At 48.9% G+C, this 25528-nt stretch carries 23 protein-coding genes; 16 read left to right on the top strand and 7 right to left on the bottom strand.

The annotated features are described in order from the left end of the window. Positions 1-13: 13 nt before the first annotated feature. The 3 genes from VK958_RS03655 to acs all read right to left on the bottom strand — a co-directional run bounded on the left by VK958_RS03655 (position 14) and on the right by acs (position 4222). Positions 14-478 carry an ASCH domain-containing protein gene (locus tag VK958_RS03655; RefSeq protein ID WP_325239094.1) on the bottom strand — a complete coding sequence of 155 codons (465 nt, stop codon included), beginning with the start codon at positions 476-478 and terminating at the stop codon, positions 14-16. A 25-nt stretch (positions 479-503) separates the two neighbouring features. Next, complete coding sequence (locus tag VK958_RS03650; protein ID WP_325239092.1) at positions 504-2078, bottom strand: peptide chain release factor 3; 1575 nt, start codon at positions 2076-2078, stop codon at positions 504-506. Positions 2079-2245: 167 nt separating this feature from the next. Beyond that, entirely contained in the window at positions 2246-4222 is a 1977-nt protein-coding gene (acs, locus tag VK958_RS03645; RefSeq protein WP_325239091.1) for an acetate--CoA ligase, read from the bottom strand. A gap of 120 nt (positions 4223-4342) precedes the next feature. Here acs and glnE point away from each other — a divergent pair, with 120 nt between their 5' ends. After that, positions 4343-7075 (top strand): bifunctional [glutamate--ammonia ligase]-adenylyl-L-tyrosine phosphorylase/[glutamate--ammonia-ligase] adenylyltransferase, encoded by a 2733-nt coding sequence (glnE, locus tag VK958_RS03640; RefSeq protein ID WP_325239090.1) that lies wholly within the window; start codon positions 4343-4345, stop codon positions 7073-7075. A 16-nt stretch (positions 7076-7091) separates the two neighbouring features. Here glnE and dhaK read toward each other — a convergent pair whose 3' ends face one another. Continuing rightward, the gene (dhaK, locus tag VK958_RS03635) at positions 7092-8090 is read right to left on the bottom strand and encodes a dihydroxyacetone kinase subunit DhaK (protein ID WP_325239088.1); all 999 of its coding nucleotides are present in this window, start codon (positions 8088-8090) and stop codon (positions 7092-7094) included. Positions 8091-8189: 99 nt separating this feature from the next. Continuing rightward, the gene (gene dhaL / locus VK958_RS03630) at positions 8190-8819 is read right to left on the bottom strand and encodes a dihydroxyacetone kinase subunit DhaL (protein ID WP_325239086.1); all 630 of its coding nucleotides are present in this window, start codon (positions 8817-8819) and stop codon (positions 8190-8192) included. Positions 8820-9226: 407 nt separating this feature from the next. Here dhaL and rpsB point away from each other — a divergent pair, with 407 nt between their 5' ends. The 15 genes from rpsB (at position 9227) to rnhB (ending at position 23743) form a co-directional block, all read left to right on the top strand. Next, positions 9227-9982, top strand: coding sequence for a 30S ribosomal protein S2 (rpsB, locus tag VK958_RS03625; RefSeq protein ID WP_325239085.1), 756 nt, complete (start codon positions 9227-9229; stop codon positions 9980-9982). A 139-nt stretch (positions 9983-10121) separates the two neighbouring features. Continuing rightward, complete coding sequence (gene tsf / locus VK958_RS03620; protein WP_325239084.1) at positions 10122-10997, top strand: translation elongation factor Ts; 876 nt, start codon at positions 10122-10124, stop codon at positions 10995-10997. Positions 10998-11128: 131 nt separating this feature from the next. Continuing rightward, the gene (gene pyrH / locus VK958_RS03615) at positions 11129-11845 is read left to right on the top strand and encodes a UMP kinase (protein WP_325239082.1); all 717 of its coding nucleotides are present in this window, start codon (positions 11129-11131) and stop codon (positions 11843-11845) included. Between the two features lie 42 nt (positions 11846-11887). Then, the gene (gene frr, locus VK958_RS03610; protein WP_325239081.1) at positions 11888-12445 is read left to right on the top strand and encodes a ribosome recycling factor; all 558 of its coding nucleotides are present in this window, start codon (positions 11888-11890) and stop codon (positions 12443-12445) included. Positions 12446-12472: 27 nt separating this feature from the next. After that, entirely contained in the window at positions 12473-13237 is a 765-nt protein-coding gene (gene uppS / locus VK958_RS03605; RefSeq protein ID WP_325239079.1) for a polyprenyl diphosphate synthase, read from the top strand. A 21-nt stretch (positions 13238-13258) separates the two neighbouring features. Continuing rightward, a complete protein-coding gene (locus VK958_RS03600) occupies positions 13259-14086 on the top strand; it encodes a phosphatidate cytidylyltransferase (RefSeq protein WP_325239077.1) in 828 nt (275 codons plus the stop codon). Between the two features lie 9 nt (positions 14087-14095). Beyond that, complete coding sequence (gene ispC, locus VK958_RS03595; protein ID WP_325239076.1) at positions 14096-15301, top strand: 1-deoxy-D-xylulose-5-phosphate reductoisomerase; 1206 nt, start codon at positions 14096-14098, stop codon at positions 15299-15301. Next, positions 15298-16674 carry an RIP metalloprotease RseP gene (gene rseP / locus VK958_RS03590; protein ID WP_325239075.1) on the top strand — a complete coding sequence of 459 codons (1377 nt, stop codon included), beginning with the start codon at positions 15298-15300 and terminating at the stop codon, positions 16672-16674. Before ispC ends, rseP begins: the two co-directional genes overlap by 4 nt. Positions 16675-16685: 11 nt before the next feature. Beyond that, positions 16686-19007: an outer membrane protein assembly factor BamA gene (gene bamA, locus VK958_RS03585; protein ID WP_325239073.1), complete on the top strand. Its 2322-nt coding sequence runs from the start codon at positions 16686-16688 to the stop codon at positions 19005-19007. A 52-nt stretch (positions 19008-19059) separates the two neighbouring features. After that, the gene (locus tag VK958_RS03580; protein WP_325239072.1) at positions 19060-19557 is read left to right on the top strand and encodes an OmpH/Skp family outer membrane protein; all 498 of its coding nucleotides are present in this window, start codon (positions 19060-19062) and stop codon (positions 19555-19557) included. 40 nt (positions 19558-19597) lie between these two features. Then, a complete protein-coding gene (lpxD, locus tag VK958_RS03575; protein WP_325239071.1) occupies positions 19598-20656 on the top strand; it encodes a UDP-3-O-(3-hydroxymyristoyl)glucosamine N-acyltransferase in 1059 nt (352 codons plus the stop codon). A gap of 8 nt (positions 20657-20664) precedes the next feature. Then, positions 20665-21129: a 3-hydroxyacyl-ACP dehydratase FabZ gene (gene fabZ, locus VK958_RS03570; protein ID WP_055825847.1), complete on the top strand. Its 465-nt coding sequence runs from the start codon at positions 20665-20667 to the stop codon at positions 21127-21129. Positions 21130-21174: 45 nt separating this feature from the next. Continuing rightward, positions 21175-21954 carry an acyl-ACP--UDP-N-acetylglucosamine O-acyltransferase gene (lpxA, locus tag VK958_RS03565; RefSeq protein ID WP_325239070.1) on the top strand — a complete coding sequence of 260 codons (780 nt, stop codon included), beginning with the start codon at positions 21175-21177 and terminating at the stop codon, positions 21952-21954. A gap of 11 nt (positions 21955-21965) precedes the next feature. Then, entirely contained in the window at positions 21966-23132 is a 1167-nt protein-coding gene (lpxB, locus tag VK958_RS03560; RefSeq protein ID WP_325239069.1) for a lipid-A-disaccharide synthase, read from the top strand. After that, positions 23129-23743, top strand: coding sequence for a ribonuclease HII (rnhB, locus tag VK958_RS03555; RefSeq protein ID WP_325239067.1), 615 nt, complete (start codon positions 23129-23131; stop codon positions 23741-23743). The genes lpxB and rnhB overlap by 4 nt, the downstream gene beginning before the upstream one ends. Positions 23744-23808: 65 nt before the next feature. Here rnhB and fdxA read toward each other — a convergent pair whose 3' ends face one another. Continuing rightward, positions 23809-24132, bottom strand: coding sequence for a ferredoxin FdxA (fdxA, locus tag VK958_RS03550; protein ID WP_325239066.1), 324 nt, complete (start codon positions 24130-24132; stop codon positions 23809-23811). A 104-nt stretch (positions 24133-24236) separates the two neighbouring features. Continuing rightward, entirely contained in the window at positions 24237-25511 is a 1275-nt protein-coding gene (gene cysN / locus VK958_RS03545) for a sulfate adenylyltransferase subunit CysN (protein WP_325239065.1), read from the bottom strand. Between the last annotated feature and the right edge of the window lie 17 nt (positions 25512-25528).

Here is a 25528-nt window from a genome sequence, read left to right as displayed (position 1 = left end):
CCATGCTTACACATTAAAATAAAGCTTTCTGAGCGGCAGGTGGTGCCGCCATGACCTTGTCTATATCAATCTCGAATATGCCGAGTTTGCCAGCACAGGGCATTAGCGGTAATGGTCTTGCCTGCTCAAATAAAAAGCCATAGTACGCTTGGTGCACGCCGCCAAAATGCGCCCGCTGCTCGCTACTGATGCCAGCGGGTAATTCGCCGGGCTTGCTGCACAACACCAGTTTGGCGATGCCAACGACGCCGCCATATTCCAGTTTATCTCTGTCCGGGATGGGGACATCGGTATTGGATTTGATGTGCTGGTAATATTCTTCATACAGGCCTTTACTGGCATGAATGAGGATAGGTCCCCGGTATTGCGTTCCCCAGCTGCGGTCATCTACCAGTAAATAGCCATTTGCAATCAGCCAGGCAAAGGGTTGCTTGAGTGATAATGCCTTGATGACACCGGACGGCGTTAACGTTGACATGGCTGGACGATGGGGTGGCTGGGGCTTAGGCGATTTCCCGTGTTTCCATAAACTGGATATCCGGGTAGCGCTCTTGCGCCATTTGCAGGTTCACGCGGTTGGGTGCCAGGTAAACATAATCATCTGCGCTATCGAGACCAACGTTAAAACCATATTTATCGGCAATCGCTTTCAGGTCTGCATCTGAGCCTTTCAACCAGCGCGCGGTGTAACAGTCGTATGGCTCGAAGATCATGTCCACACCATATTCATGTTCCAGGCGATGCGACACGACTTCAAACTGCAGCATACCTACCGCACCCAGAATCAAATCATTGGACAGCAGCGGGCGGAATAACTGCGCAGCGCCTTCCTCGGACAATTGCTTGAGGCCTATCTGCAACTGTTTCATCTTCATCGGATTCTTGATCCGTGCTCTGCGGAAGAACTCCGGCGCAAATGAGGGAATGCCGGTGAATTTTAGGGCTTCGTTTTCGGTAAATGTATCGCCCAATTTGATCGTGCCATGGTTAGGAATACCGATAATGTCACCGGAATACGCTTCATCCATGATGGTGCGATCTTGCGCCATAAAGGTAATCGCATTGTTTACATTGAGCATTTTTCCGGATGCCACTTGCTTGATTTTCATGCCACGTTCAAAACGGCCGGAACAGACGCGCAGGAAGGCGATGCGGTCGCGGTGTTTCGGATCCATATTGGCCTGGATCTTGAACACGAAACCAGCGAATTTTTCTTCATTAGCGGCGACCGAACGCGTGGCTGTATTGCGAGCCTGTGGCGGCGGTGAAAGGTCAACCACTGCATCCAGCAAAGATTGCACACCAAAGTTATTCACTGCAGAACCAAAAAATACAGGCGTCTGTTTACCGCTTAAATAACGCTCTTTATTAAATTCGTTGGAAGCACCACGTACCAGTTCAATGTCTACGCGCAATTCTTTTGCCTGGTAGCCAATCAGTTCATCCAGGCGTGGATTGTCTATGCCCTGGATTGTTTCTGAAGTCCCTTTTTCAGCACGTGGATCAAAGAACAGGATACTGTCAGTCACCAGGTTGTAGACGCCACGGAAGGTTTTACCCATGCCAATCGGCCAGGTCATAGGGGCACATTCCATGCCCAGGGTTGTTTCAATCTCGTCAAGTAACTCAATCGGCGCGCGGCTCTCACGGTCCAGCTTGTTGATGAAGGTGATGATAGGCGTGTCGCGCATACGACAGACGTTGAGCAGCTTGATGGTTTGCGCTTCGACGCCATTGACGGAGTCAATGACCATCACTGCTGAATCCACAGCTGTCAGCGTACGGTAAGTATCTTCGGAGAAGTCATCATGGCCGGGGGTATCCAGCAGGTTCACCATATGTTCACGATACGGAAACTGCATGACAGAAGAGGTCACAGAAATGCCGCGCTGCTTTTCCAGCTCCATCCAGTCAGACGTCGCATGGCGCGCAGCCTTTCGGCCACGCACTTCACCGGCAACCTGGATCGCACCGCCGAACCACAACAGCTTTTCAGTCAGCGTGGTTTTACCCGCATCCGGGTGGGAAATAATGGCAAAGGTGCGACGACGTTGGACTTCTTGCTGCAAACTGGACATGAAAAAATAGCGCTTTGGGAAAAAGCGCTATTTTAACCTATTTGCTACAGGAAGAACTTGTGCAGCTTAGTCGATGCCTATTTTCGCATCAGGAAAATTGCAATCGCGATAAACACCACCAGGATTATCAGGCCTTCCATATTGTGACTTTTTAAATGTCGCCTTGCTTAGCTGACAGGTAGTTTCAACTGATCTAAAATCGCCGGGTTATCCAGTGTCGAGATATCAGAGGTGATTTCTTCACCTTTTGCCAGGCTACGCAGCAAGCGGCGCATGATTTTTCCAGAGCGGGTTTTTGGCAAATTGTCTCCAAAACGGATCTCGTCCGGTTTGGCAATCGGGCCGATTTCTTTCCCAACCCAGTCACGCAATTCGGCCACGATTTTCTTGGCTTCTTCACCTTCCGGGCGTTTACCCTTTAATACCACGTAGGCGACCACAGACTCGCCTTTAATCGGGTGCGGTTTACCCACTACAGCAGATTCGGCAACTAAATGGTTGGAAACTAAGGCGGATTCGATTTCCATCGTGCCCAGACGATGGCCTGACACGTTTAGCACGTCATCAATACGGCCCATGATGGTAAAGTTGCCGGTACTGGTGTCACGAATGGCGCCATCGCCTGCCAAATAAAGGTTGCCCCCCAACTCGGCCGGGAAGTAACTGGTTTTATAACGCTCGGGGTCGTTGTAGATGGTGCGTATCATGGACGGCCACGGCTTTTTAATGACCAGAAGGCCGCCATTTCCCCATGGAATGTCTTTGCCGTTTTCATCCACCACATCAATATCAATGCCGGGGAAAGGTAAGGTGCAGGAACCTGGCACCAGTGGCGTCGCCCCTGGCAATGGCGTGATCACATGACCACCGGTTTCGGTTTGCCAGAAAGTGTCTACAATCGGGCAGCGGTTACCGCCCACTTGCTCGAAATACCACATCCAGGCTTCCGGATTAATCGGTTCACCCACGGTGCCCAGCAAGCGCAGGCTGGATAAATCAAAGTGGTTGGGATGCGTCGTATAGTCGGTTTCACCAGCTTTAATAAGCGAGCGAATAGCAGTCGGCGCGGTGTAGAACACGCTGACTTTATGCCGCTGGATCATTTCCCAGAAACGGCCAGCATTCGGGAAAGTCGGAATGCCTTCAAACACGATTTGTGTCGCACCCATGGCAAGTGGTCCATAAGTCACGTAGCTGTGGCCGGTGATCCAGCCCACATCGGCGGTACACCAGTAAATGTCGTCAGGCTTGATATCAAATGTCCAGCGCATGGTATTCATGGCATGGAGCAGATAGCCCGCCGAGCTATGCTGTACGCCTTTGGGTTTGCCAGTAGAGCCTGAGGTGTAAAGCAGGAACAACGGATGTTCTGCATCCACCATCACCGGCGCACATTCATCTTCTTTGCCTGCGATCAGGTCATGCCACCAGGTACATTGATCATTCCATGCAACTTCCTGCCCGGTTTTCTTGAGCACCACGATATTGCGGAGGCTGTCGCAGCCGCCCATGGCAATGCCTTCATCGACAGCTTGTTTGAGAGCTAAGGTTTTGCCACCACGGAATTGACCGTCGGAAGTAATAACGGCGACAGCGCCCGCATCAATGATGCGTTCATTCAGGCTTTTGGCCGAAAAGCCGCCAAACACCACAGAGTGGATAATGCCCAGACGCGCACAGGCTTGCATGGCGACAATCGCTTCAATGCCCATAGGCAGGTAGATAATGACCCGGTCGCCTTTGACCAGGTTTAGCGATTTGAGGCCGTTGGCAAACTGGCATACTTGGTGATACAAGTCTTTGTAAGTGACGTTCTTGACGTCGCCGTTATCCGCTTCAAAAATGATGGCGGTTTTGTTCGGGATTGTTTGCAGGTGCCTGTCCAGGCAGTTGGCTGAGACGTTTAATTCGCCATCCTCAAACCACTTGTAGAAAGGGGCTTGTTCCTCATTCAGGGTTTTGGTGAAAGGTTTGTGCCAGATCAATAATTCGCGTGCCAGTTTGGCCCAGAATCCTTGGTAATCCTGTGTGACTTCTTTGCACAAACGTTGGTATTCCTCCATGCTGCTCACCGCTGCCTTGCTGGAAAAATCTTTGTCCGGTGCAAATACGCGGTGTTCATGAAGTACAGATTCGATAGACATAGCGTCCCCCAAAAATCAATGTCAAAAAATGAAAGTCTGAGTGAACCTCAGGTATTATTATTCTGGTTCTGATTGACCAACTCTCCGAGCACACAAGACACCCCATAAGAGCGATATCCCATGCAACAGCTTGCACAAATTCTAACAGAAAAGCAGGTGCCGTCTACAGAAGCGGCCTATTTGCTGCATGCTGCAGCATGCAGCCCCTTTTTCGCCAGATTCGCTACAAAAAATACAGATTCTCTGACTGATTTGTTAGATAACTTATATAAGACCTATAAGACTGAAGATGTTGCTGCATTGTTTTCCAGCGAAAAAAATGTAGCGGAAGCGGTTTTTTTGCAACAAATCAGGCAGATACGCCAACGCCTGATGGCGCATCTGATCGTGCGTGACCTGAACGGTCTGGCCAGTTTTGAAGAGGTGGTAGAGACCACCAGTGCGCTGGCGGAATCGGCGATTACTGCAGCGGCAGACTTTTATCACTGCGAACTGGCTAAAACCTACGGCACGCCTCGTGATGCCCAAGGTCATCCCCAGCAATTAATTGTAGTCGGTATGGGCAAGCTTGGTGGACGCGAACTGAATGTGTCTTCAGACATTGACCTGATTTTTGCCTACGAGCATGAAGGCGAGACCGATGGTGAAAAATCCATCAGCAACCAGGATTTCTTTACCCGGCTGGGCAGGAAATTAATTGTTGCGCTGGATGATGTCACTGCTGATGGGTTTGTATTCCGTGTTGATATGCGTTTGCGTCCCTATGGTTCTGAAGGCGCCCTGGTGTGTAATCTGGATGCGCTGGAAGATTACTACCAGAATTACGGCCGGGAATGGGAGCGCTATGCCTGGATCAAGGGGCGGGTAGTCTACGGTCCAGCCGAAGCGCTGAATAAATTGATCCGGCCATTTGTTTTCCGCAAATATCTTGATTTCAATGCATATGCCTCGATGCGTGATTTAAAGACACAGATACAGCGTGATGTAGTGCAACGGCGCTTGTCGAACAATATCAAGCTGGGTCGCGGGGGCATTCGTGAAATCGAGTTTATTGCGCAGTTGTTCCAGCTGATCCGTGGCGGCCAGTTGCCTGATTTGCAGATCAAACCTACTTTGTCGGTACTTGCACGTCTGGCGGAACGCGGCATGTTGCCCGCGGAAGATGAGGCGGCGCTTAAGGAAAGTTATATCTACCTGCGTAATCTTGAGCATCGATTAATGTATATCGACGACCAGCAAACACAGGACTTGCCAGACTCGGAAACCTATCGTGGCTACCTGTTATGTATGCTTAAGCAACAGGACTGGGAGAGTTTTATCGCAGCGCTTAATCAGCACCGGGATCGTGTGCAGCGGTTCTTTGACGAGACATTCAAAGATCAAAAAAGTAACGATCAGCAAGCGAATGGGTTAGAAAAAGAAATCGCTATCTGGGAAGGCACGATTGCAGCGAGTGAAGCACAGCTATGGTTGCAGGAGCAAGGCTATACCCGGGCTGCCGATATTGTCCAATTGCTGCAAAACACGCGTGCCAGCCAGAGAATCCAGCAATTACCCGAACAAAGTAAACGCCGTCTGGATCGACTGATGCCGTTGCTGCTACGTGAGGCGATGCAGCAACAAAGCATAGCTCCAGACACGGCACTTATTCGTACGCTGGATTTGCTGGAAAGTATTTGCCGGCGCGCCAGTTACCTGGCGCTGCTGGCTGAATTCCCTGATGCATTGTCTTTAATCGTGAAATTGTGTGCTGCCAGCCCGTGGATTGCCCAATATGTGTCAGCACACCCGGTATTGCTGGATGAATTGCTGAATAAACAAACCTTGTTTAAGCGACTGGATGCGGCGCAATTAAAAACTGAGTTAATCCAGCACATGGCACACCTGGCTGGCGATGTAGAGGCGCAAATGGATGCCATGCGCCACTTCAAGCATGCCAACGTGCTGAAAATCGCTGCCCAGGATTTGATGACTGCATTGCCGCTGGAAGCGATTTCGGATGACTTGAGTGCATTGGCTGAAGTTGTGTTGCAGGTAAGCCTGCAAACCGTTTGGCAGAACGTCTCTTTCAAGCATCGTGAAATACCGCAATTTGCCGTGATTGGCTACGGCAAGCTAGGTGGTAAGGAACTGGGTTATTTATCCGATCTGGATATCATCTTTCTGTATGACGATGAAGCCGATAACGCGCAGGAAGTGTATGGCCGTTACGCACAACGTCTGAACACCTGGTTCAATACCATCACCAATGCCGGTCTTTTGTATGAAACCGATTTGCAATTAAGGCCTGACGGTAACAGTGGCTTACTCGTGAGCAGCGTGGTGGCATTTGAGGACTACCAGAAAAATAAAGCCTGGGTATGGGAACACCAGGCGATTACCCGTGCCCGTTTTGTCGCGGGAGAGGCGAAAGTCGGCGAGCAGTTCGAGCAGATCCGCCTGCAACTTCTCAAAACAAAGCGCAATGAGGCAGATATCAAGCAAGATATCAAAGAAATGCGCCAGAAAATGCGTGAGTCACACCGCTTTGATGTTGCCATGTTTGACCTCAAGCATGAAGCGGGCGGCATTATCGATGTCGAGTTTATCGTGCAATACCTGGTACTTTTGCACGCAGCAGATTATCCACAACTCACCGAAAATATCGGCAATATTGCCTTGCTAGGCGTATTCGCAGAAAACGGCTTAATCAATGCCACGCTGGCGAAACAAGTGCAAACGTCATATCGCCAATACCGTGCCTGGATACACGCCAGCAAATTGCAAGGCGATGCAGCAAAGGTGGAGAAAACATTGGCAGCACCATTACAGCAACCAGTGATTGAATTATGGCAGGCAGTATTTGAGCCTTAGTCTGGCCGCAGTCTTGCTATAGGCCCCAGCGTAGTCCTGCGGCGTGCACCGGGCTATCCCAGTGCTGCCTGATTTCTTCATCCAGCAGGCAGACGGTGATTGAAGCGCCGGCCATGTCTATGGCTGTAATGTAATTGCCGACCAGGCTGCGGGAGACGGAAAATCCTTTTTCTTTCAGAAGCCTGGCGGCGGTGTTGTAAATCAGATATAGCTCCATCAATGGCGTTGCGCCCAGGCCGTTTACCAATAAAAGAATTTCACCGGTTAGTGGTAATTGCTTGGCTTCAATATCATGCAAAATGGCGGCGACCATATCATTGACGATGGCGTCGGCTTCGCGCATGGCTTCACGCCGGCGGCCAGGTTCCCCATGAATGCCAACGCCCATTTCGATCTCGCTACCAGAAATATCAAAAGTAGGGCGGCCAGCTGCTGGCACCGTACAGCTGGTCAAAGCTGCGCCTATGCTGGATGTGCGCAGGTTGATTTTTTCACCCAGTGTTTTGCATGCTTCTAAATCCGCGCCGGTTTCTGCCAGGTTGCCTACACATTTTTCTACAATGACCGTACCAGCCACGCCACGGCGGCCGGTAGTGTAAGTGCTGTTGACCACAGCACAATCATCCGAGGTATACAGGCTTGCATGTTCAAATGGCAACATTTCTGCAGCCATTTCAAAGTTCATGACATCACCGGCATAATTTTTCACGATAAACAATACGCCTTTATCGGCATGCACCGCTTCAGCGGCTGCCAGCATCTGGTCTGGTGTGGGCGAAGTAAATACCTGGCCAGGGCAGGCAGCATCTAGCATGCCTTTGCCAACATAGCCTGCGTGCAATGGCTCATGGCCAGAGCCGCCACCGGAAATAATCGCCACCTTGTTTTGTGCTTTTTGCTTACGGGTGACAAAGGTAGGCTCGAACTGCACTTCAACCAGATCGGCATGCGCAGTGGCAAATCCGCTCAGGCTTTCAGCCAGCATATGATCGACATTGTTCAGAAATTTTTTCATGTTTGCTCTTGTTGCCCTGGAAGTGCTGAATGGGAAAGCGTTGGCTGATTAAGTGTCAGGTTGCGGTGATAGCATCGGCGGGAGTTTCCGCCAGGCATATTAACTATTGCCAACCAGATCGCACACCGTGTGTATCATGACCTGGCAGCTTTTGGCGCCGGCATCCAGATGACCGATAGCACGTTCGCCCAGCCCTGAAGCGCGGCCTTTGGTGGCTAACATGTTGCGTGTAGATTCGAGGCCTTCACTGGCGACATTCTTTAACCCCAATGCAATTTCTTTTGCAGATCTACCTTGCTCCGCTAAGTGCTTAAAAGCACTGGCTACTGGAATCAGTACATCAAGCATGGTTTTTTCACCGGCTTGCGCTTTGCCACGCTGCATAATGGCGTGCACACCAGATTCAAACGCCAGTGCAATGGCCAGCGTGTCGGTGTGTTCGCTGGTTTTTAAGCTTTTGCCCATGCTCATAAAAAAGCTGGCGAATAACGGACCTGAGGCACCACCTATCGTACTCAGCAGCTTCATGCCAATTTTATTCAGCGCATCGGCGGCTGGTAAAGCTGCCAGTTCAGCTGAAATATTGGTGATCGCCTCGCAACCACGCTTCATATTAATGTAATGGTCACCGTCGCCAATTTCCCGGTCCAGGCCTTCAATATCCGCTTCATGCGCCAAAATGGCATTGCGGATAGCTGAGGCCATATGATTTATTGTGTCGCTATTCATTGTGAGTGTCGTGTCATCATTCATTGTCAGGCAGCCTGCTGAGGATTAAGTGGTTGTCAGGCATATCTCCATGTTACATATAAGCCATCGCGTACAGCAAGCGTACTTTTTTCATGAGCCGTACTAGGTGTTTTGCTCGCTAGCGTTTAAAATACCGCCGCTGTCCTCGTGGTGAAACAGGATATCACCAGCCCCTCCTAAGGGCTAGTTTCAGGTTCGAGTCCTGACGGGGACACCCATTTAGTATCTATAATTGCTGGTAAGTGCTTGAAAACAAGCGTTTTCTGCCATATAATTGCGGATTGGCTTTTTGGTCAATTAACTTGGCATGTATTCACATAGGGTGCCCGCAAGGGTGTTATTGAATGCATGTGAATGAATAACCCTTTGAAATAGAAAGACTTATTATGTCAGTGACTATGCGTCAAATGCTGGAGGCTGGTGTTCACTTCGGCCACCAGACTCGTTATTGGAACCCGAAAATGGCTGAGTTCATTTTTGGTGATCGTAACAAAATCCATATCGTTAACCTTGAAAAAACCCTGCCATTATTTGAAGATGCACAAAAATATGTGCGTACCCTGGCAGCAAATAAAGGTCGTATCCTTTTCGTAGGCACCAAGCGTCAAGCCCGCGATATCGTTAAAGAAGAAGCGCAGCGCGCAAGTTGCGCGTATGTTAACCACCGCTGGTTGGGCGGTATGTTGACTAACTTCAAAACTGTTAAACAATCTATCAAACGTTTGACTGAATTTGAAAATATGATGCAAGACGGTAGCATCGAAAAATTCGGTAAAAAAGAAGCTTTAGGCATCAAGCGCGAAATCGAAAAACTGGAGCGTTCCATCGGTGGTATTAAAGAGATGGGCGGTTTGCCAGATGCGATTTTCGTGATTGACGTTGGTCATGAAAGTGGCGCGATTACTGAAGCACGCAAGCTGGGTATTCCTGTGATTGGTATCGTTGATACCAATAACTCACCAGATGGCATCACTTATGTGATTCCTGGTAACGATGACTCATCACGTGCGATCCGCCTGTATGCTCGTGGTATGGCTGATGCAGTGTTGGAAGGCCGTGCTAACGCGATTACTGAAATCGTGAAAGCAGCACAAGAAGAAGCTGCACCAGCAGCAGCGCCGACAGAGGCTGTTGCCGAGTAATTGCTCGCAGCTAAAAAAGGGGCTATTCGCCCCTTTTTCTATTGCATCGCATGCAATATGGCTGACACATCGTCAGTGTATTGTTTAAAAGAATATTTAGTAAATCCTCAAGCAGGAATCCTAACAAAAGGAGTAGTAAATGGCTGAAATTACCGCAGGCATGGTGAAAGAGTTACGTGAGCGCACTGATGCGCCAATGATGGACTGTAAAAAAGCATTGACTGAAGCTGAAGGCGATATGGCACGTGCCGAAGAAATTCTGCGCGTGCGTTTTGGTAACAAAGCAAGCAAGGCTGCTGGCCGTGTAGCCGCTGAAGGTACGGTTGGTATCAGTATTGCTGCTAATGGCAAATTGGGCACCTTGATCGAGGTTAACTCTGAAACAGACTTCTGTGCCAAAAACGAAGAGTTCCTGAAGTTTGTGTCTGAACTGGCGCAAGTGGTTAACGAAAATAACCCGGCCGATATCGAAGCGGTTGCCGCTCTGCCGATGCGTGGTGAGACTGCTGAAGCTGTGCGTGCGCAATTGGTTGGTAAAATCGGTGAAAACATTACGCCACGTCGTTTTGTGCGTACTGAAGCCAAAGGCCAGTTGTACAGCTATGTACACGGTAGCAAAATCGGTGTGCTGGTTGATCTGGTTGGTGGTGACGAGAATTTAGGTAAAGACCTGGCTATGCACATTGCTGCTGCAAAACCAAAATCACTGGATGCCAGCGGTGTGGATGCGTCCTTGATTGAAGCCGAACGTCGCGTAGCGATTGAAAAAGCGAAAGAAGCTGGCAAACCAGATGCCATGCTGGAAAAGATTGCTGACGGAACCGTGCAAAAATTCTTGAAAGAAGTGACTTTGCTGAGCCAGACTTTTGTGAAAGATGACAAAGTGTCAATTGAGCAATTGTTAAAAAATAACAATGCAAGTGTTGCTTCATTCGCTATGTATGTCGTTGGTGAAGGCATTGAAAAAGTAGTGGTGGATTACGCTGCTGAAGTAGCTGCTGCGGCAAAAGTTTAATTTTTATCAGGCAATATCTAAAAGTGGAATCTGCGGATTCCACTTTTTTTATGCTTCATGGGTCGCTTTCTGGCCCAAGAAACCGCGTTTTGTGATTAAATAGGCACATTTTGAGTTTGGGAAAAATAGCAATGGCACAACCTGTTTTCAAGCGTGTTCTCCTTAAATTATCCGGTGAGGCGCTGATGGGCGATGATGCTTACGGCATTAATCGTGAGACAGTGAATGCGATTGTTTTGCAAGTCAAAGAAATCGTTGATATGGGTGTGCAGGTCGGCATCGTGATTGGCGGGGGCAATATTTTCCGCGGCATCGCCCCAGCTGCCGAAGGCATGGACCGGGCAACAGCGGATTATATGGGTATGCTGGCTACAGTCATGAATGCCATGGCATTGCAGGATGCCATGAAACACGCTGGTGTGGCTGCTCGCGTACAAAGTGCGTTGAATATCGAAGCAGTCGCTGAGCCTTATATTCGTGGTAAGGCGATTCGCTATCTCGAAGAAGGTAAAGTGGTGATTTTTGGTGCCGGTACCGGTAACCCGTTCTTTACCACTGACACCGCTGCGGCATTGCGTGGCGTAGAGATTGATGCAGAAATCGTTTTAAAAGCGACCAAAGTCGATGGCATTTATACGGCTGATCCGAAGAAAGACCCGACAGCAATCCGCTACGAGACCGTTTCATTTGATGAGGCGATTAATAAAAACCTGAAAGTAATGGACGCTACGGCATTTACTTTATGCCGTGACCAGAAAATGCCGATTGTGGTATTCAGTATTTTCAAACAAGGCGCGCTTAAGAGCATTATTCTGGGTGAGAACGAAGGCACACGCGTTAAGGCTTGATGCTTAACGGTTGCGGAAGTAAAGTGAAATTGGAGAAAGATCATGGTTGAAGACATTAAAAAATCTGCCGAGCAGAAAATGCAAAAGTCTCTGGACGCATTAAAAACAGATTTGGCAAAGGTACGCACAGGTCGCGCACATGCGGGTTTGCTGGATCATGTCATGGTTGAGTACTATGGTTCTATGGTGGCGGTTAACCAGGTTGCCAACGTTAACCTGGGGGACGCACGTACGATTAATGTGCAGCCTTATGAAAAAAACATGATTGCAAAAGTGGAAAAAGCTATTCGCGACTGTGATCTGGGACTCAATCCGGCAACTAATGGTGATTTGATCCGCGTACCTATGCCTATGCTGACGGAAGAACGTCGTCGCGATTTGACGAAAATTGTACGTACAGAAGGTGAAGGCGCCAAAGTGGCGATCCGTAACATACGCCGCGATGCCAATGATGCATTGAAAAAACTCGAAAAAGACAAAGCGATTTCAGAAGATGATGAGCGGCGTGCGGAAGAAGAAGTGCAAAAAATGACTGATAAAGCGGTTGTCGAAGTAGATAAACTCTTGCAGCAAAAAGAAACCGATTTGATGGCGGTGTAAGCTGCTATATAGCTGAGCATATATATTTTGGGTTTCTTTTCCAGTTCTACCAAGCAAGTACCTGACACCAATGCGTTGCCGCAACATGTGGCGGTCATCATGGATGGCAACGGCCGCTGGGCAAAAAAACGATTTTTACCCAGGGTCGCCGGTCACCAGCGTGGCCTGGAGTCTGTCAGGCAGTTGGTGAAAACCTGCGTGCGGCTAGATATCAAGTTTCTAACCCTGTTTGCGTTCAGCAGCGAAAACTGGCGCCGCCCTTCAGACGAAGTGACATTCCTGATGGGTTTGTTCCTGGAAGCGCTGGAACGCGAGGTCAGCAAATTGCACGAGGCCAATATCATCCTCAAGTTGATTGGTGACCGCAGCCTGTTTAATGAGGTGTTACAACAAAAAATGCTCGAAGCCGAGCAAAAAACTGCAGGTAATAACGGGCTGACCCTCTCGATTGCTGTTAATTATGGTGGCCGCTGGGATGTGATCAATGCAGTGAATACCTTGTTGCAGGCTAACAGCGGCAAAGTAACTGAAATCAGTGAGTCTGACCTGACGCCACACCTCTCCATGCCTTACGCCCCTGAACCGGATTTGTTTATCCGTACCGGCGGGGAGACACGCATCAGTAATTTCCTGTTGTGGCAGCTTGCCTATACCGAGCTCTATTTTACGGATACTTTGTGGCCGGATTTTGATGAGGCCGCCTTTGAAGCTTCGTTAGTTTCCTACCGCCAACGCGAGCGTCGTTTTGGACGCACCAGTGAACAATTCAGCAGCGATAGCAGCGCGACTTAAATATATCCCAAACCCAGATCTATGTTGAAAACCAGAGTGATTACGGCCGTGATATTGCTGGGGCTATTTCTCCCGGCGTTATTCTACCTGCCCATGATGTGGTGGGCGTCCGCCATGCTGCTATTAACACTGGTTTGCTTGCATGAATGGGCCGGTTTTTTGCGATTGACACCGCTTCATACGCACTTTTTCCTGTTTTTTTCTACATTGACTGGCATTGTCTTGCTGATTTTATTGCAACAATGGGGTTTCCACTGGTTTTTCTATCATGCCCTGCATGTGTTTACGGGGATGACGTTTTTCTGGTTGATCATTGTGCCACTGGCGATGTTTTATAACACCTTTTTCAAACAACAGGCCTTTAATCTTTTCCTGGGTTGGAGTCTGATGCTGTCATTGTGGATGGCACTTGTAACCGCGCAAGAGGTGAACCCTTACGTATTGCTGGTCATTATTTCCACCATCTGGCTGGCTGACAGCGCGGCTTATTTTTTTGGTAAGCAATTCGGCCGGCACAAACTTGCGCCATCCATCAGCCCCGGTAAAACCTGGGAAGGCGTGCTGGGTGCTTTGCTGGCCGTTGCGGTGTATGCTGTCACTTTAAAAGCTACCGGCGCCGTCGCCACCTGGTGGATATTGCCTGGGTTGTGGATTATTACGATTGTCGGTGTATACGGCGATTTATTCGAATCCTTTTTCAAGCGTCGCGCCAACCTGAAAGATAGCGGGCAGTTTTTACCCGGACATGGCGGATTCCTGGATCGGGTAGATGGTGTCATCCCGGCACTGCCAGTGGGCTTATGCCTGGTATTCTGGTTTCATTACTGGCAACAGTCTTATTCATTTTAAAAGGCCATTTTGCAATACGTCACCATACTGGGCAGTACCGGCACCATCGGTCAGCAAACGCTGGATGTGATTTCACAGCATCCGCAACGCTACGCCGTGTTTGCCTTGACCGCGCACCAGAATGTAGAGGCCATGTTGCAACAGTGCGTCCGTTATCAGCCTCGATATGCAGTGATGCAGGATGCAGACGCTGCGCAACATTTAAGCCAGCGACTAAAGGCTGAAAATCTCGCAATAAAAGTCCTCTCCGGGATTGAGGGTTTAATTGAGGTTTCAGCGCATGAAACGGTCAATGCTGTGATGGCCGCGATCGTAGGGGCTGCCGGGTTGTTGCCCGCGCTTGCCGCCGCCAAAGCCGGCAAAAAAATACTGCTTGCTAATAAAGAAACACTGGTGATGGCTGGCCAGTTATTTATGGATGCCGTCAAGCAAGGGCAAGCGACTCTCCTGCCCATTGACAGCGAACATAATGCCATCTTCCAGGCCATGCCAAGCCAGGCCTATGCTGACCTCGCCGATGTCGGTGTTAACCAGATTATCCTGACCGCCTCCGGTGGCCCATTCCGCTGTTATACGCACGCGCAATTGGCAGACGTGACGCCTGCACTGGCGCTAAAGCATCCAAACTGGGTCATGGGCGCAAAAATCACCGTTGACTCGTCTACCCTGATGAATAAAGGCCTGGAAGTCATTGAGGCACACTGGTTGTTCAATGCAAGACCTGACCAGATCGAGGTCGTGGTACACCCGCAAAGTGTGATTCATTCCATGGTCTCTTATGTGGATGGCAGTATCCTGGCGCAACTGGGCAACCCTGATATGCGCACGCCGATTGCCTATGGGCTTGGTTACCCAGAGCGTATTGCGTCAGGAGTTAAACCACTTAGCCTGGTAGATGTCGCTAGACTCGAATTTGAAACGCCTGATACGGATCGTTTCCCTTGCCTGCAACTCGCCTATGATGCTTTGGCAGCAGGTGGGACTGCGCCTGCCGTACTCAATGCGGCTAACGAAGTCGCGGTGGCAGCCTTTCTTCAGGATGAGATTCATTATTTGGATATCCCGCGTTTGCTGGATGAAACGCTGCAAAAGCTGCCAGTTGAAAAAGTTAATTCTATTGAGCAATTGCTGGAAATTGATGCAAAAGCTCGCATCTGTGTCAAGAATGCCATGACAAAAACAACAGTCTCTGTTTATAAAGCGGTAGCGCTATGATGTCTGTACTGGCCTTTATTGTCGCCATCGGTGTATTGGTCACCATTCACGAATTTGGCCATTACCTGGCTGCACGTAGTTGCGGCGTCAGGGTGCTCAAATTTTCGATTGGGTTTGGTAAGCCTATTTTCCAATACCAGCATTCGCCGCAATCCACACAATGGGTGCTGTCTTGGATTCCACTGGGTGGCTACGTCAAAATGCTTGATAGCCGTGAATCAGAGGCACTGCAGTCTCCAGAACACCCAGCGATTCCCACCGATTGGTCACGCGCTTTTGACCGCCAAAACGTTGCCGCAAAAATGTGGATTGTATTTGCGGGGCCATTGGCTAATTTGTTACTGGCTTTTGTCTGTTACTGGGGTCTGATTGCCCAGGGCGAGGTGGGCTTTAAACCATATATCGGCCCGGTAGAGTCAGGCTCACTGGCAGCCAAGGCTGAATTGCGCTCAGGCGACCTGGTTGTTTCACTTGATAGCAAGCCGGTAGAAACCTGGCAAGACGCCCAATGGCAATTGCTTGAAGCCTGGGTAGCGCATCGATCTCTTAAAGTAGTAACTCGCACCGTGCAGGGCGAGTTGCATACGCATATCCTGCCGATGGCTGCTTTGCCTGGTGAACCTGAAGGGGATGTTTTGCAGAAAGTCGGCATTTCCATGCAGATGCCTGTCATCCCTGCCGTGGTGGGCGAGATCCTGCCAGGCTCGGTTGCGGAAAACAGTGGCCTGCAAGTTGGCGACCGTATTCTTAGCGTCAATAATAAACCGGTTGAAGACTGGCAACAGTTTGTGAAGTGGGTGAGGGCCAATCCATCGCAGCCATTAAAACTGGCTTACCAGCGTGGTAGCGAAACATTGCAGGTGAAATTGTTACCTGAAACGGTAGTAGAGGCCGGGCAGAAGATCGGGCGCCTGGGAGCCGCAGTCAATATGGATGCTGTTGATCTCACGCCATATCGCGTTGAGCGCCATTATACGGTGGCAGAGGCCGCTCTACGTGCAGTGCAGCGCGTGCAGGAAACCATCGTGTTCACATTGAAAATGATTGGTAAAATGCTGACCGGGCAAGCCTCTTTAAAAGCGATTAGCGGGCCTGTCAGTATTGCTGATGCCGCTGGAGAAACTGCAGGATTAGGGCTTAAGCCTTATATAGGTTTTATCGCATTGTTAAGTATCAGCATTGCAGTCATGAATCTGCTGCCGATACCAGTATTGGATGGCGGGCATTTGTTGTATCATATGGCGGAATTGATTCGAGGAGAACCTTTGCCTGACAGGGTGCTGGAAATTGGCCAGCGTCTTGGTTTGGGGTTACTGGGTGCTTTGATGTTCATTGCTTTTTTTAATGACATCAATCGTTACCTGGTAGGTTGAGAGCATAGTTAATGAGAATAAAGTCTAGTTCCAAGTTATTGTTGTGCCTGTTGGCCGCCACTTTCCATCTGAATGCCTACGCGACAGAGCCATTCGTCATTTCTGACATTCGTGTAGAAGGTCTGCAACGTACCGAAGCCGGAACTGTGTTTAATTACCTGCCTATGCAGGTAGGTGATGTGATGAGCGATGAAAAGGCCTCACAGGCGATTAAATCGCTGTATTCCACCGGTTTTTTCAAGGATGTACGTATTGAAAATGATGGTGATGTGTTAGTGGTGACCGTCCAGGAACGACCTTCCATTTCACAGATTGACTTTAGTGGTAACAAATCTTTCCCTACGGACAAAGTAAAAGAAGGCCTTAAACAAATCGGGATTGCCGAAGGCCAGATTTTTGATAAATCCTTACTAGATCGTGCAGAGCAGGAAATCAAGCGGCAATATCTCTCGCAAGGTAAATACAGTGCTGAGGTGAAGGCCACTTCCAGCCCGTTAGAACGTAACCGTGTTTCTATCCGCTTTGAAATTACAGAAGGCCCTGCTGCCAAAATCCGCGATATCAATATTGTCGGTAATCACTTGTTCAAAACTGAAGATTTGCGTGCCAACTTTTTGCTGACAACGCCAAACTGGATGAGCTGGTGGAATAAGGATGACCAGTACTCCAAGCAAAAGCTAACCGCCGACCTTGAGGCTTTGCGTTCTTTTTACATGAACCAGGGTTACCTTGAATTCTCCATTGATTCAACGCAGGTATCGATTTCGCCCGACAAACGTGATGTGTATATCAACGTCAATATCACTGAAGGCGAAAAATACAACATCAGCAAAACCAAGCTGGCTGGCGAGATGCTATTGCCTGAAGAGGATCTGAGGAAACTGATCAATATCCAGGATGGCGATGTATTCAACCGTCAAAAAGTGACGGATGCCAGCAAGAACATTAATGACAAGCTGGGTGAAGAAGGCTACGCGTTCGCTAACGTGAATGCAGTGCCGGAAATCAATAAACTGGAACACACTGTTGCTTTTACCTTCTTTGTTGATCCCGGCCGCAAAGTGTACGTCCGCCGTATCAATGTACAAGGCAACACCAGGACACGCGATGCCGTAGTCCGTCGCGAGATGCGCCAGCTGGAGTCAGCCTGGTATGCCGGCGATAAGATCAAGCGTTCTAAAGAGCGTATCCAGCGTTTGAACTTCTTTGATAGCGTTGAGTTGGAAACACCTTCCGTACCAGGCATCAACGACCAGGTCGATATGACGGTGACGGTTGCTGAAAAAGCCACTGGTAGCGTCCAGTTTGGTGCCGGCTTGTCGAGTAGTGATGGCGTGGTATTGGGCTTTAACGTCAACCAGCCTAACTTCCTTGGTACAGGTAACCGTGTGGCTTTGCAGGTGAACACCAGTAGCTACAACACGGTTTATTCACTCTCATACACAGACCCTTACTTCACACCTGATGGCATCAGCCGCGGGTTTGATGTGTATCGCCGCGATGTAGATACAAGCAGAAGAAATTCCTCTACATTGAACGTGGGTACCTATAACAGCCAGTCGTACGGCGTCGGTATGCGCTTTGGTATGCCACTGTCTGAAATGGACTTCCTGAGCGCAGGGGTCACACTGGACATGACGGATGTAGATTTGTCTGCTGATAGCCCGATTCAATATCTGAGATTCTGTGAGAACAGTAGTGGTTGTAGCAGTAACTCAGTGGTGCTGAACGCAGGCTGGACCTTTGACTCGAGGGACAATATCCTGTTCCCGCGACGTGGTGTGTTGCAAAGATTGTCTGGCGATGTTTCCTTGCCAGGGCTGGACTTGCAGTACTACAAAGTCAGTTACCAACATAGCTGGTTTAAAGACATGGGTAAAGATTTTACCTTGATGCTGAACGGTGAAGCGGGTTATGCGAAAAGCTACGGCGGTAAAAACTATCCGTTCTTCAAGAACTTCTATGCGGGTGGTGTAAACAGTGTACGTGGTTTCCTTAACTCTTCATTAGGTCCCCGTGATACTAACCCGATTTCCGGCTCTGATTTTGCAATTGGTGGTACCAAGCGCCTGGTAGGAAACATTGAGTTATTTATGCCGGTACCTTTCGTATCGCAATCTAGCCAGTTCAGGTTAAGTGCATTTGTCGATGGCGGTGGTGTTTTCGGCGAAAATGATTCGATCAATTCAGACTATTTGCGATTCTCTACCGGTGTGGGTGTGACCTGGGTGTCACCATTTGGTCCATTGAAACTGGTTCTTGCCAAGCCACTTAAAGAAAAAGAGAATGACGATACACAGACATTGCAATTCCAGTTTGGTCAGCAATTTTAATGGCATCCTGGGTTAAATCAGCAAAAACGCATACGCAGAAAGGGGTGGCTGCATGAGAAATATTCTGGTGGTGTGGCTAGGCCTTATGCTGTGGTGCTGCCAAGCCTTATCAGCCGATTTCAAGGTAGGCTATGTGCAGGTTGATAAACTGCTGCAAGAAGCACCGCAAACGGTTGAAACAGGTAAAAAGCTGGAAAAAGAGTTTAGCCCACGTTCTTTGGATCTGGAAAAACTACAAAAGCAAATTCGCGATCTGGAAGCACAGCTTGATCATGATCGCACCAGTATTAATGAGTCCGATCGTCGAGTCAAAGAGCGTCAACTGAATAATATGCGTTTGGAATTCCAAAGCAAGCAGCGTGAATTGCGTGAAGATATCAATTTGCGCAAGAACGAAGAGCTCGCAGTATTGCAGGAGCGTATTAACAAAGCCGTGCAGACCGTTGCTGAAAACGAAGGGTATGATCTGGTCGCTTACAGTGGCATTGCCTACGCCAGCAAACGTATCGATATTACCGATAAAGTACTCAAACTGCTGGGCAAGAAATAGCCTGCGGTACAGCAAGAAAGTATTCTGAGGCCAGGTGTCCATGACGCAACTTTTTTCATTGCAAGATATTGCAGCGTCATTGGGAGGCGAGGTCGATGCTGGGTCATCGCCTGTCTATACAGCAGTTAAAGTCTCGCGCATGTCCTCTCTGGCACATGCAAAAGCAGGCTCAATCGCATTTTTCAATGACACCAAATACACGCAGTCCTTGCAAGCGACGCAAGCCTCAGCGGTTATTTTGCGTGCTGAGCACAGGCATCTGACTGAATTACCGTGCATACTGACAGAAAATCCCTATGCCTATTTTGCCAAGTTATCGGCTCTGCTAAATCCGCCCAAGCAATATAGCAATCATATCCATGCCAGTGCTGTGATTGGCTATGAGACTAAACTTTCCCACGAACTTACCATTGATGCGATGGTGACGGTGGGTGATCGGGTCACCCTGGGTACAGGCGTGCGTATTGGCGCGGGCTGTGTGATTGAGGATGATGTCACTATTGGCGCCCACACGATTCTTGAGCCACGCGTAGTCGTCAAACATGGCACTGTCATCGGTCAGGACTGTCATCTATTCTCTGGGAGTATCATCGGAAATGACGGCTTTGGTTATGCCGAAGAGCAGGGGCAATGGGTTAAAATACCGCAAATAGGCCGCGTTGTGATAGGTAATCATGTGGACATAGGTGCCAATACCACTATTGACCGTGGTGCTCTTGATGATACAGTCATCGAAGATGGCGTGAAGTTGGACAATTTGATACAGGTCGCCCATAATGTGCGCATTGGCGCGCATACTGTGATTGCAGGCTGTACAGGCATTGCCGGCAGTGCTGTGATTGGACAACATTGTAAAATTGGCGGCGCCGCCATGATTCTGGGTCATCTGCAGATTGCTGATGGCGTAACGATATCACCAGGCTCCATGATCATGCGGTCAATCCAGCAACCGGGCACTTACACTGCATTGATGCCTTTCCAGAAGCATGAAGACTGGTTGCGGACGGCTGCGAATATCCGGCATTTAGAACAAACCAATCTCAAGCTCAAGCAGCTTGAGCAAGCAGTAAGCAGTATAAAAAAACATACAGAAGATTGAGAGAATTTATGGCTGAGAATGCAGTGAATAGCATGGATATTCATGAGATTTTGGAACACTTGCCGCATCGTTACCCGTTCGTATTAGTGGATCGTGTTTTATCGATGGAACTAGGCAAAGAAATTGTGGCAGTGAAAAATGTTTCAGTGAACGAGCCATTCTTCCCAGGTCATTTCCCTTATCATCCTGTGATGCCCGGTGTATTGATTGTGGAGGCAATGGCGCAAGCAGCGGCCATCCTGTCATTCAAAACCATGAACATCAAACCGACTAATGATTCTGTGTATTACTTTGCCGGAATCGATAATGTGCGCTTTAAAAAGCCTGTTTCTCCTGGTGACCAGATTATCCTGAATGTTAAAATTGACCGTATTTTAAAAGGTATCTGGAAATACAATGCAGTCGCCAAAGTGGCTGACGAAGTGGTGGCTGAAGCCAGCATGATGTGTATTCTCAAAGCGATTGAAAAATAACCCTTATCTCCGTATTGCTGGCGGTATGCAGCACACATTATAAAGATGCAAAGTCTGATTCATCCTACTGCCATTATTGACCCCAACGCTGAACTTGACAGTTCGGTTGAAGTGGGTGCATTCACTACCATAGGCGCCGGTGTGCGCATTGATGCGGCCACCAAAATCGGCTCTCATGTGGTGATTGAAGGTCCGACCACCATAGGCAAACAAAACGAAATTTTCCAATTTTCTTCGCTGGGTGCCAAACCACAGGATAAGAAGTTCAAGGACGAGCCGACGACACTGGAAATCGGTGACCATAACACCATACGCGAATTTTGTACTTTCAACCGCGGCACTATCCAGGACAAAGGCACGACCAAAATTGGCGACCATAACTGGATTATGGCCTATGTGCATATCGCGCATGATTGTATCGTGGGTAACCATACGATTATGGCCAATAACTCATCCCTGGCTGGCCACGTCACTATTTACGATTACGCTATCCTCGGTGGGTTCACCCTGGTGCACCAGTTCTGCCAGATTGGCGAACATATCATTACTGCGGTAGGTTCTGTCGTATTCAAGGATATTCCACCTTATGTGACGGCGGCTGGTTATGATGCGCAACCGCATGGCATTAACTCAGAAGGCCTGAAGCGCCGTGGATATAGCCCTGAAGCGATTCAGCAGATCAAGCGTGCTTACAAGGTACTTTATCGGCAGGGCTTGTCGTTTGAAGAAGCCAAACTGGCTTTGGCTGAAATGGAAAAATCCTGCCCTGAAATCGGCCTGATGACCCGTTTCCTCGCGCAAACTACGCGCGGCATTGTGCGTTAACTCAAAACACTATGGCTAAAATTGCAATGGTGGCGGGTGAAGCCTCCGGTGACTTGCTGGGTTATCACCTTATCCAGGAGTTGAAATCACTGCATCCAGATATTCAGATTTTCGGCATTGCCGGACCTAAAATGATGAGTCTGGGCGCCAAATCTCTTTACCCGATTGAACGCCTTTCTGTGCGGGGATATCTCGAAGTGCTCAAGCATCTTTGGGGCCTGCTTAAATTGCGCAAAGAGTTACTCAGGCAAATCCTTCTACAAAAGCCTGATGTGTTTATTGGCATAGATGCGCCTGATTTTAATTTCTGGTTAGAGAAGAAACTAAAGGCCAAAGGGATTGCGACTATTCACTATGTGAGTCCTTCCATCTGGGCATGGCGCAAAAACCGTATCCACAGTATTAAGCGCGCCGTATCGCATATATTGGCACTGTTCCCATTTGAGCCCGCCCTGTACCAGCAAATAGGCGTACCCGTGACCTATATTGGTCACCCTTTGGCGGATGCATTACCAATGGAACCAGATGTGCCGCAGATGCGTGAAAAACTCAAATTGAAGAAGAATAGCGTGGTGATTGCCCTATTGCCAGGTAGCAGGCAGTCAGAAGTGATCTTTCATGCAGAACTCATGTTGGAAACGGCCATTTCATTTGAACGTCTGATGCGCGAGAATGGCAATGCCGTTCAGTTTCTGGTGCCGCTGGTCACGCGTGAAACGCGAGATATCTTCCAGAACGCCTGGCACCAGTTATTGACGCAACAGCCTGACATCAAGATTGATATGCAAATCATGTTTGGCCACGCCCATGAAGCCATGATCGCCGCTGATGCCATCGTCGTTGCTTCAGGCACAGCTACGCTTGAAGCTGCTTTGTTGAAAAAACCAATGGTGATTACTTACAAAATGTCGAATATGAGCTGGCAACTGCTGAAACGCATGCGGCTGCAGCCGTATGTCGGTTTGCCTAATATTCTGGCGGGTGAATTTATTGTGCCGGAATTGTTACAGAAAGACGCCAATCCGGAACAAATTGCGCAGACACTTTATAACTTGCTGGCTGATAAAACCGGCTTGGCAACGTTGCGCGAAAAATACCGCGCTATCCACATGCAGCTGAAACAGAATAGTGCGCAAAAAGCGGCTGCTGTCATCAAGCAATTTCTGCCTGCCGCATGACGATGTTTAGGCTCTGTGGTATTGATGAAGCGGGCAGGGGACCATTAGCGGGTGCGGTGTATGCAGCGGCTGTGATCCTTAACCCTGAACGACCGATTGTTGGGCTGGCAGATTCTAAAAAGATATCTGAGGCCAAACGCAATGCACTCACCATTGAAATAAAAGCACATGCCCTGGCCTGGGGGATTGCCAGCGTCAGTGCGCAAGAGATAGACGAAATCAATATCTTGCAAGCCAGCATGCTGGCGATGCAGCGTGCATATCTTGCCATGGTGAATGATTTTGATATGCATGCGACCTTGATTCAAGTAGATGGTAATCGCCGGCCACAGTTTGATTTACCCTGTGAAGCCATTGTCAGAGGGGATAGTAAGGTGACTGCAATTTCTGCAGCTTCCATCCTTGCGAAAACCGCCAGGGATGCGTCTTTGCTGGAGCTGGATGCGCGATATCCCCAATATGGCTTTGCACAGCATAAGGGCTACCCCACAGCTTTGCATCTTGAGCGCCTGTCAGAATTCGGTGTGACGGCAGAACATCGCCGCAGTTACGCGCCGGTTAAAAAGCTGCTGTTGGTGGATCCAAGTGATCAGTCCGTCGCGGCAAGTTGATCAAGATATTGTCCTGAACAAATAAAAACCGCTCGATTGAGCGGTTTTGTTTGAAACAGGTTTGATTATTCAACCAGCAATTCAGTCTTACCAGGTTTGCCGTTCATAGCATCTGCTTCTGGCAATGGGTCTTTTCTGGCAGTGATGGTAGGCCATACTGTTGATAGGCGCGCATTCAGTTCAATAAAGTGTTGTTGGTCGGCTGGCACATCATCTTCCGAGTAAATGGCTTCAGCCGGGCATTCCGCGACACACAGGGTGCAGTCGATGCACTCATCCGGGTTAATGGCGAGAAAATTGGGGCCTTCAACAAAGCAGTCGACCGGGCACACATCTACGCAATCGGTATATTTGCACTGAATACAATTTTCGGTTACTACATAGGTCATTTTTTCAAATCCTTAGCGGCATGATTTCAGCCAAAATATTAGGGTCAGCCAGAACGATATTTTATTGCAAATTAGTCTAATTGACGATGAGTTGTTGCGATTGATCAAACAATCATACCCGCGCCAACTGTATTGTTGGTACTTTCGTCGATCACGATAAACGCGCCAGTGGCACGATTTTTTTCGTAACTATCCACCATTAACGGTTGCGCCAGCTTGAAGCTCACACGTGCGATATCATTCATTTTTAAGTCGGCAGTCGATTGTTGCTCCAACGTATTCACATCTACCTTGTATTGAATCGAGCCAATCTTGGCTTTAGATTCTCTGGAAGTGTGGCGAATGATGTAAGTACGGGCAGTCGAGAGCGGCGTTTCTGAAAGCCAGCAGACATGCGCTTCAATGTGTTTAACCGGCTCTATGACTTCAGCCGTTTTGACAATCATATCGCCACGCGAAGTATCGATTTCATCTTCGAGTAATAGCGTGATGCTTTGTTCCGTTTGTGCACTCTGTAATTGATCATGACCGATTTGAATCGCTTTGACTCTGGATTGATAGCCATTCGGCAACACTGTGACCGCATTACCCACAGCAATATCACCTGATTCCACGCGACCCATAAAGCCCCGGAAATCATGCAACTCAGGGTTGGCAGAGTCATGTGGACGGCAGACAAACTGTACCGGGAAACGGAACGGCTCAGCTTGATCGCTGTGCGCAGCTGGTGCTTGTTCCAGGATCTCAAGCAGTGTTTCGTCCTGATACCAGTTCATATTATCCAGGCGGTCTACCAGCATATCGCCATTGAGCGCGGACATCGGAAGAAACTTAATATCACGCGCCTGCGCCAAACCAATCTCGCTGGCGAAAGCAATGTAATCCGCTTTGATTTTTTCATAAATAGCCTGATCATAGTTCACCAAGTCCATCTTATTGACTGCCACCACGATATGCGGAAGACCGACCAGATGCGCCAGATAGCTGTGGCGACGGGTTTGTGTCAACACACCTTTACGTGCATCAATCAGGATAATCGCCAGGTTGGCAGTCGAAGCGGCTGTGACCATATTGCGTGTGTACTGCTCATGGCCTGGCGCATCGGCAATGATGTATTTACGTGTGCCGGTACTGAAATAGCGGTAGGCTACGTCAATGGTAATCCCTTGCTCGCGCTCCGCTTGCAGGCCATCGGTCAGCAGGGATAAATCCACCGCTTCCATGCCACGTTTGCTGGATGTACGTTCAATATTGCTGAGCGTATCAGCCAGGATGGTTTTGGTGTCATACAGCAAGCGACCAATCAGGGTGCTTTTGCCGTCATCCACGCTGCCACAGGTCATAAAGCGCAGTAAAGAATCATTGTGTTGTGTTGTCATGTCTATTCTCAATCATT

It is taken from the genome of Methylophilus sp., assembly GCF_035460085.1.
GTDB lineage: Bacteria > Pseudomonadota > Gammaproteobacteria > Burkholderiales > Methylophilaceae > Methylophilus.
The sequence above is the reverse complement of the archived record's forward strand: the minus strand, read 5'-3'. Positions and strand labels throughout refer to the sequence as shown.

Coding starts and splice junctions, on each gene's coding strand:
- VK958_RS03655 (WP_325239094.1), bottom strand. CDS start 478: ATGTCAACGTTAACGCCGTCCGGTGTCATCAAGGCATTATCACTCAAG.
- VK958_RS03650 (WP_325239092.1), bottom strand. CDS start 2,078: ATGTCCAGTTTGCAGCAAGAAGTCCAACGTCGTCGCACCTTTGCCATT.
- acs (WP_325239091.1), bottom strand. CDS start 4,222: ATGTCTATCGAATCTGTACTTCATGAACACCGCGTATTTGCACCGGAC.
- glnE (WP_325239090.1), top strand. CDS start 4,343: ATGCAACAGCTTGCACAAATTCTAACAGAAAAGCAGGTGCCGTCTACA.
- dhaK (WP_325239088.1), bottom strand. CDS start 8,090: ATGAAAAAATTTCTGAACAATGTCGATCATATGCTGGCTGAAAGCCTG.
- dhaL (WP_325239086.1), bottom strand. CDS start 8,819: ATGAATAGCGACACAATAAATCATATGGCCTCAGCTATCCGCAATGCC.
- rpsB (WP_325239085.1), top strand. CDS start 9,227: ATGTCAGTGACTATGCGTCAAATGCTGGAGGCTGGTGTTCACTTCGGC.
- tsf (WP_325239084.1), top strand. CDS start 10,122: ATGGCTGAAATTACCGCAGGCATGGTGAAAGAGTTACGTGAGCGCACT.
- pyrH (WP_325239082.1), top strand. CDS start 11,129: ATGGCACAACCTGTTTTCAAGCGTGTTCTCCTTAAATTATCCGGTGAG.
- frr (WP_325239081.1), top strand. CDS start 11,888: ATGGTTGAAGACATTAAAAAATCTGCCGAGCAGAAAATGCAAAAGTCT.
- VK958_RS03600 (WP_325239077.1), top strand. CDS start 13,259: ATGTTGAAAACCAGAGTGATTACGGCCGTGATATTGCTGGGGCTATTT.
- rseP (WP_325239075.1), top strand. CDS start 15,298: ATGATGTCTGTACTGGCCTTTATTGTCGCCATCGGTGTATTGGTCACC.
- bamA (WP_325239073.1), top strand. CDS start 16,686: ATGAGAATAAAGTCTAGTTCCAAGTTATTGTTGTGCCTGTTGGCCGCC.
- VK958_RS03580 (WP_325239072.1), top strand. CDS start 19,060: ATGAGAAATATTCTGGTGGTGTGGCTAGGCCTTATGCTGTGGTGCTGC.
- lpxD (WP_325239071.1), top strand. CDS start 19,598: ATGACGCAACTTTTTTCATTGCAAGATATTGCAGCGTCATTGGGAGGC.
- fabZ (WP_055825847.1), top strand. CDS start 20,665: ATGGCTGAGAATGCAGTGAATAGCATGGATATTCATGAGATTTTGGAA.
- lpxA (WP_325239070.1), top strand. CDS start 21,175: ATGCAAAGTCTGATTCATCCTACTGCCATTATTGACCCCAACGCTGAA.
- lpxB (WP_325239069.1), top strand. CDS start 21,966: ATGGCTAAAATTGCAATGGTGGCGGGTGAAGCCTCCGGTGACTTGCTG.
- rnhB (WP_325239067.1), top strand. CDS start 23,129: ATGACGATGTTTAGGCTCTGTGGTATTGATGAAGCGGGCAGGGGACCA.
- fdxA (WP_325239066.1), bottom strand. CDS start 24,132: ATGACCTATGTAGTAACCGAAAATTGTATTCAGTGCAAATATACCGAT.
- cysN (WP_325239065.1), bottom strand. CDS start 25,511: ATGACAACACAACACAATGATTCTTTACTGCGCTTTATGACCTGTGGC.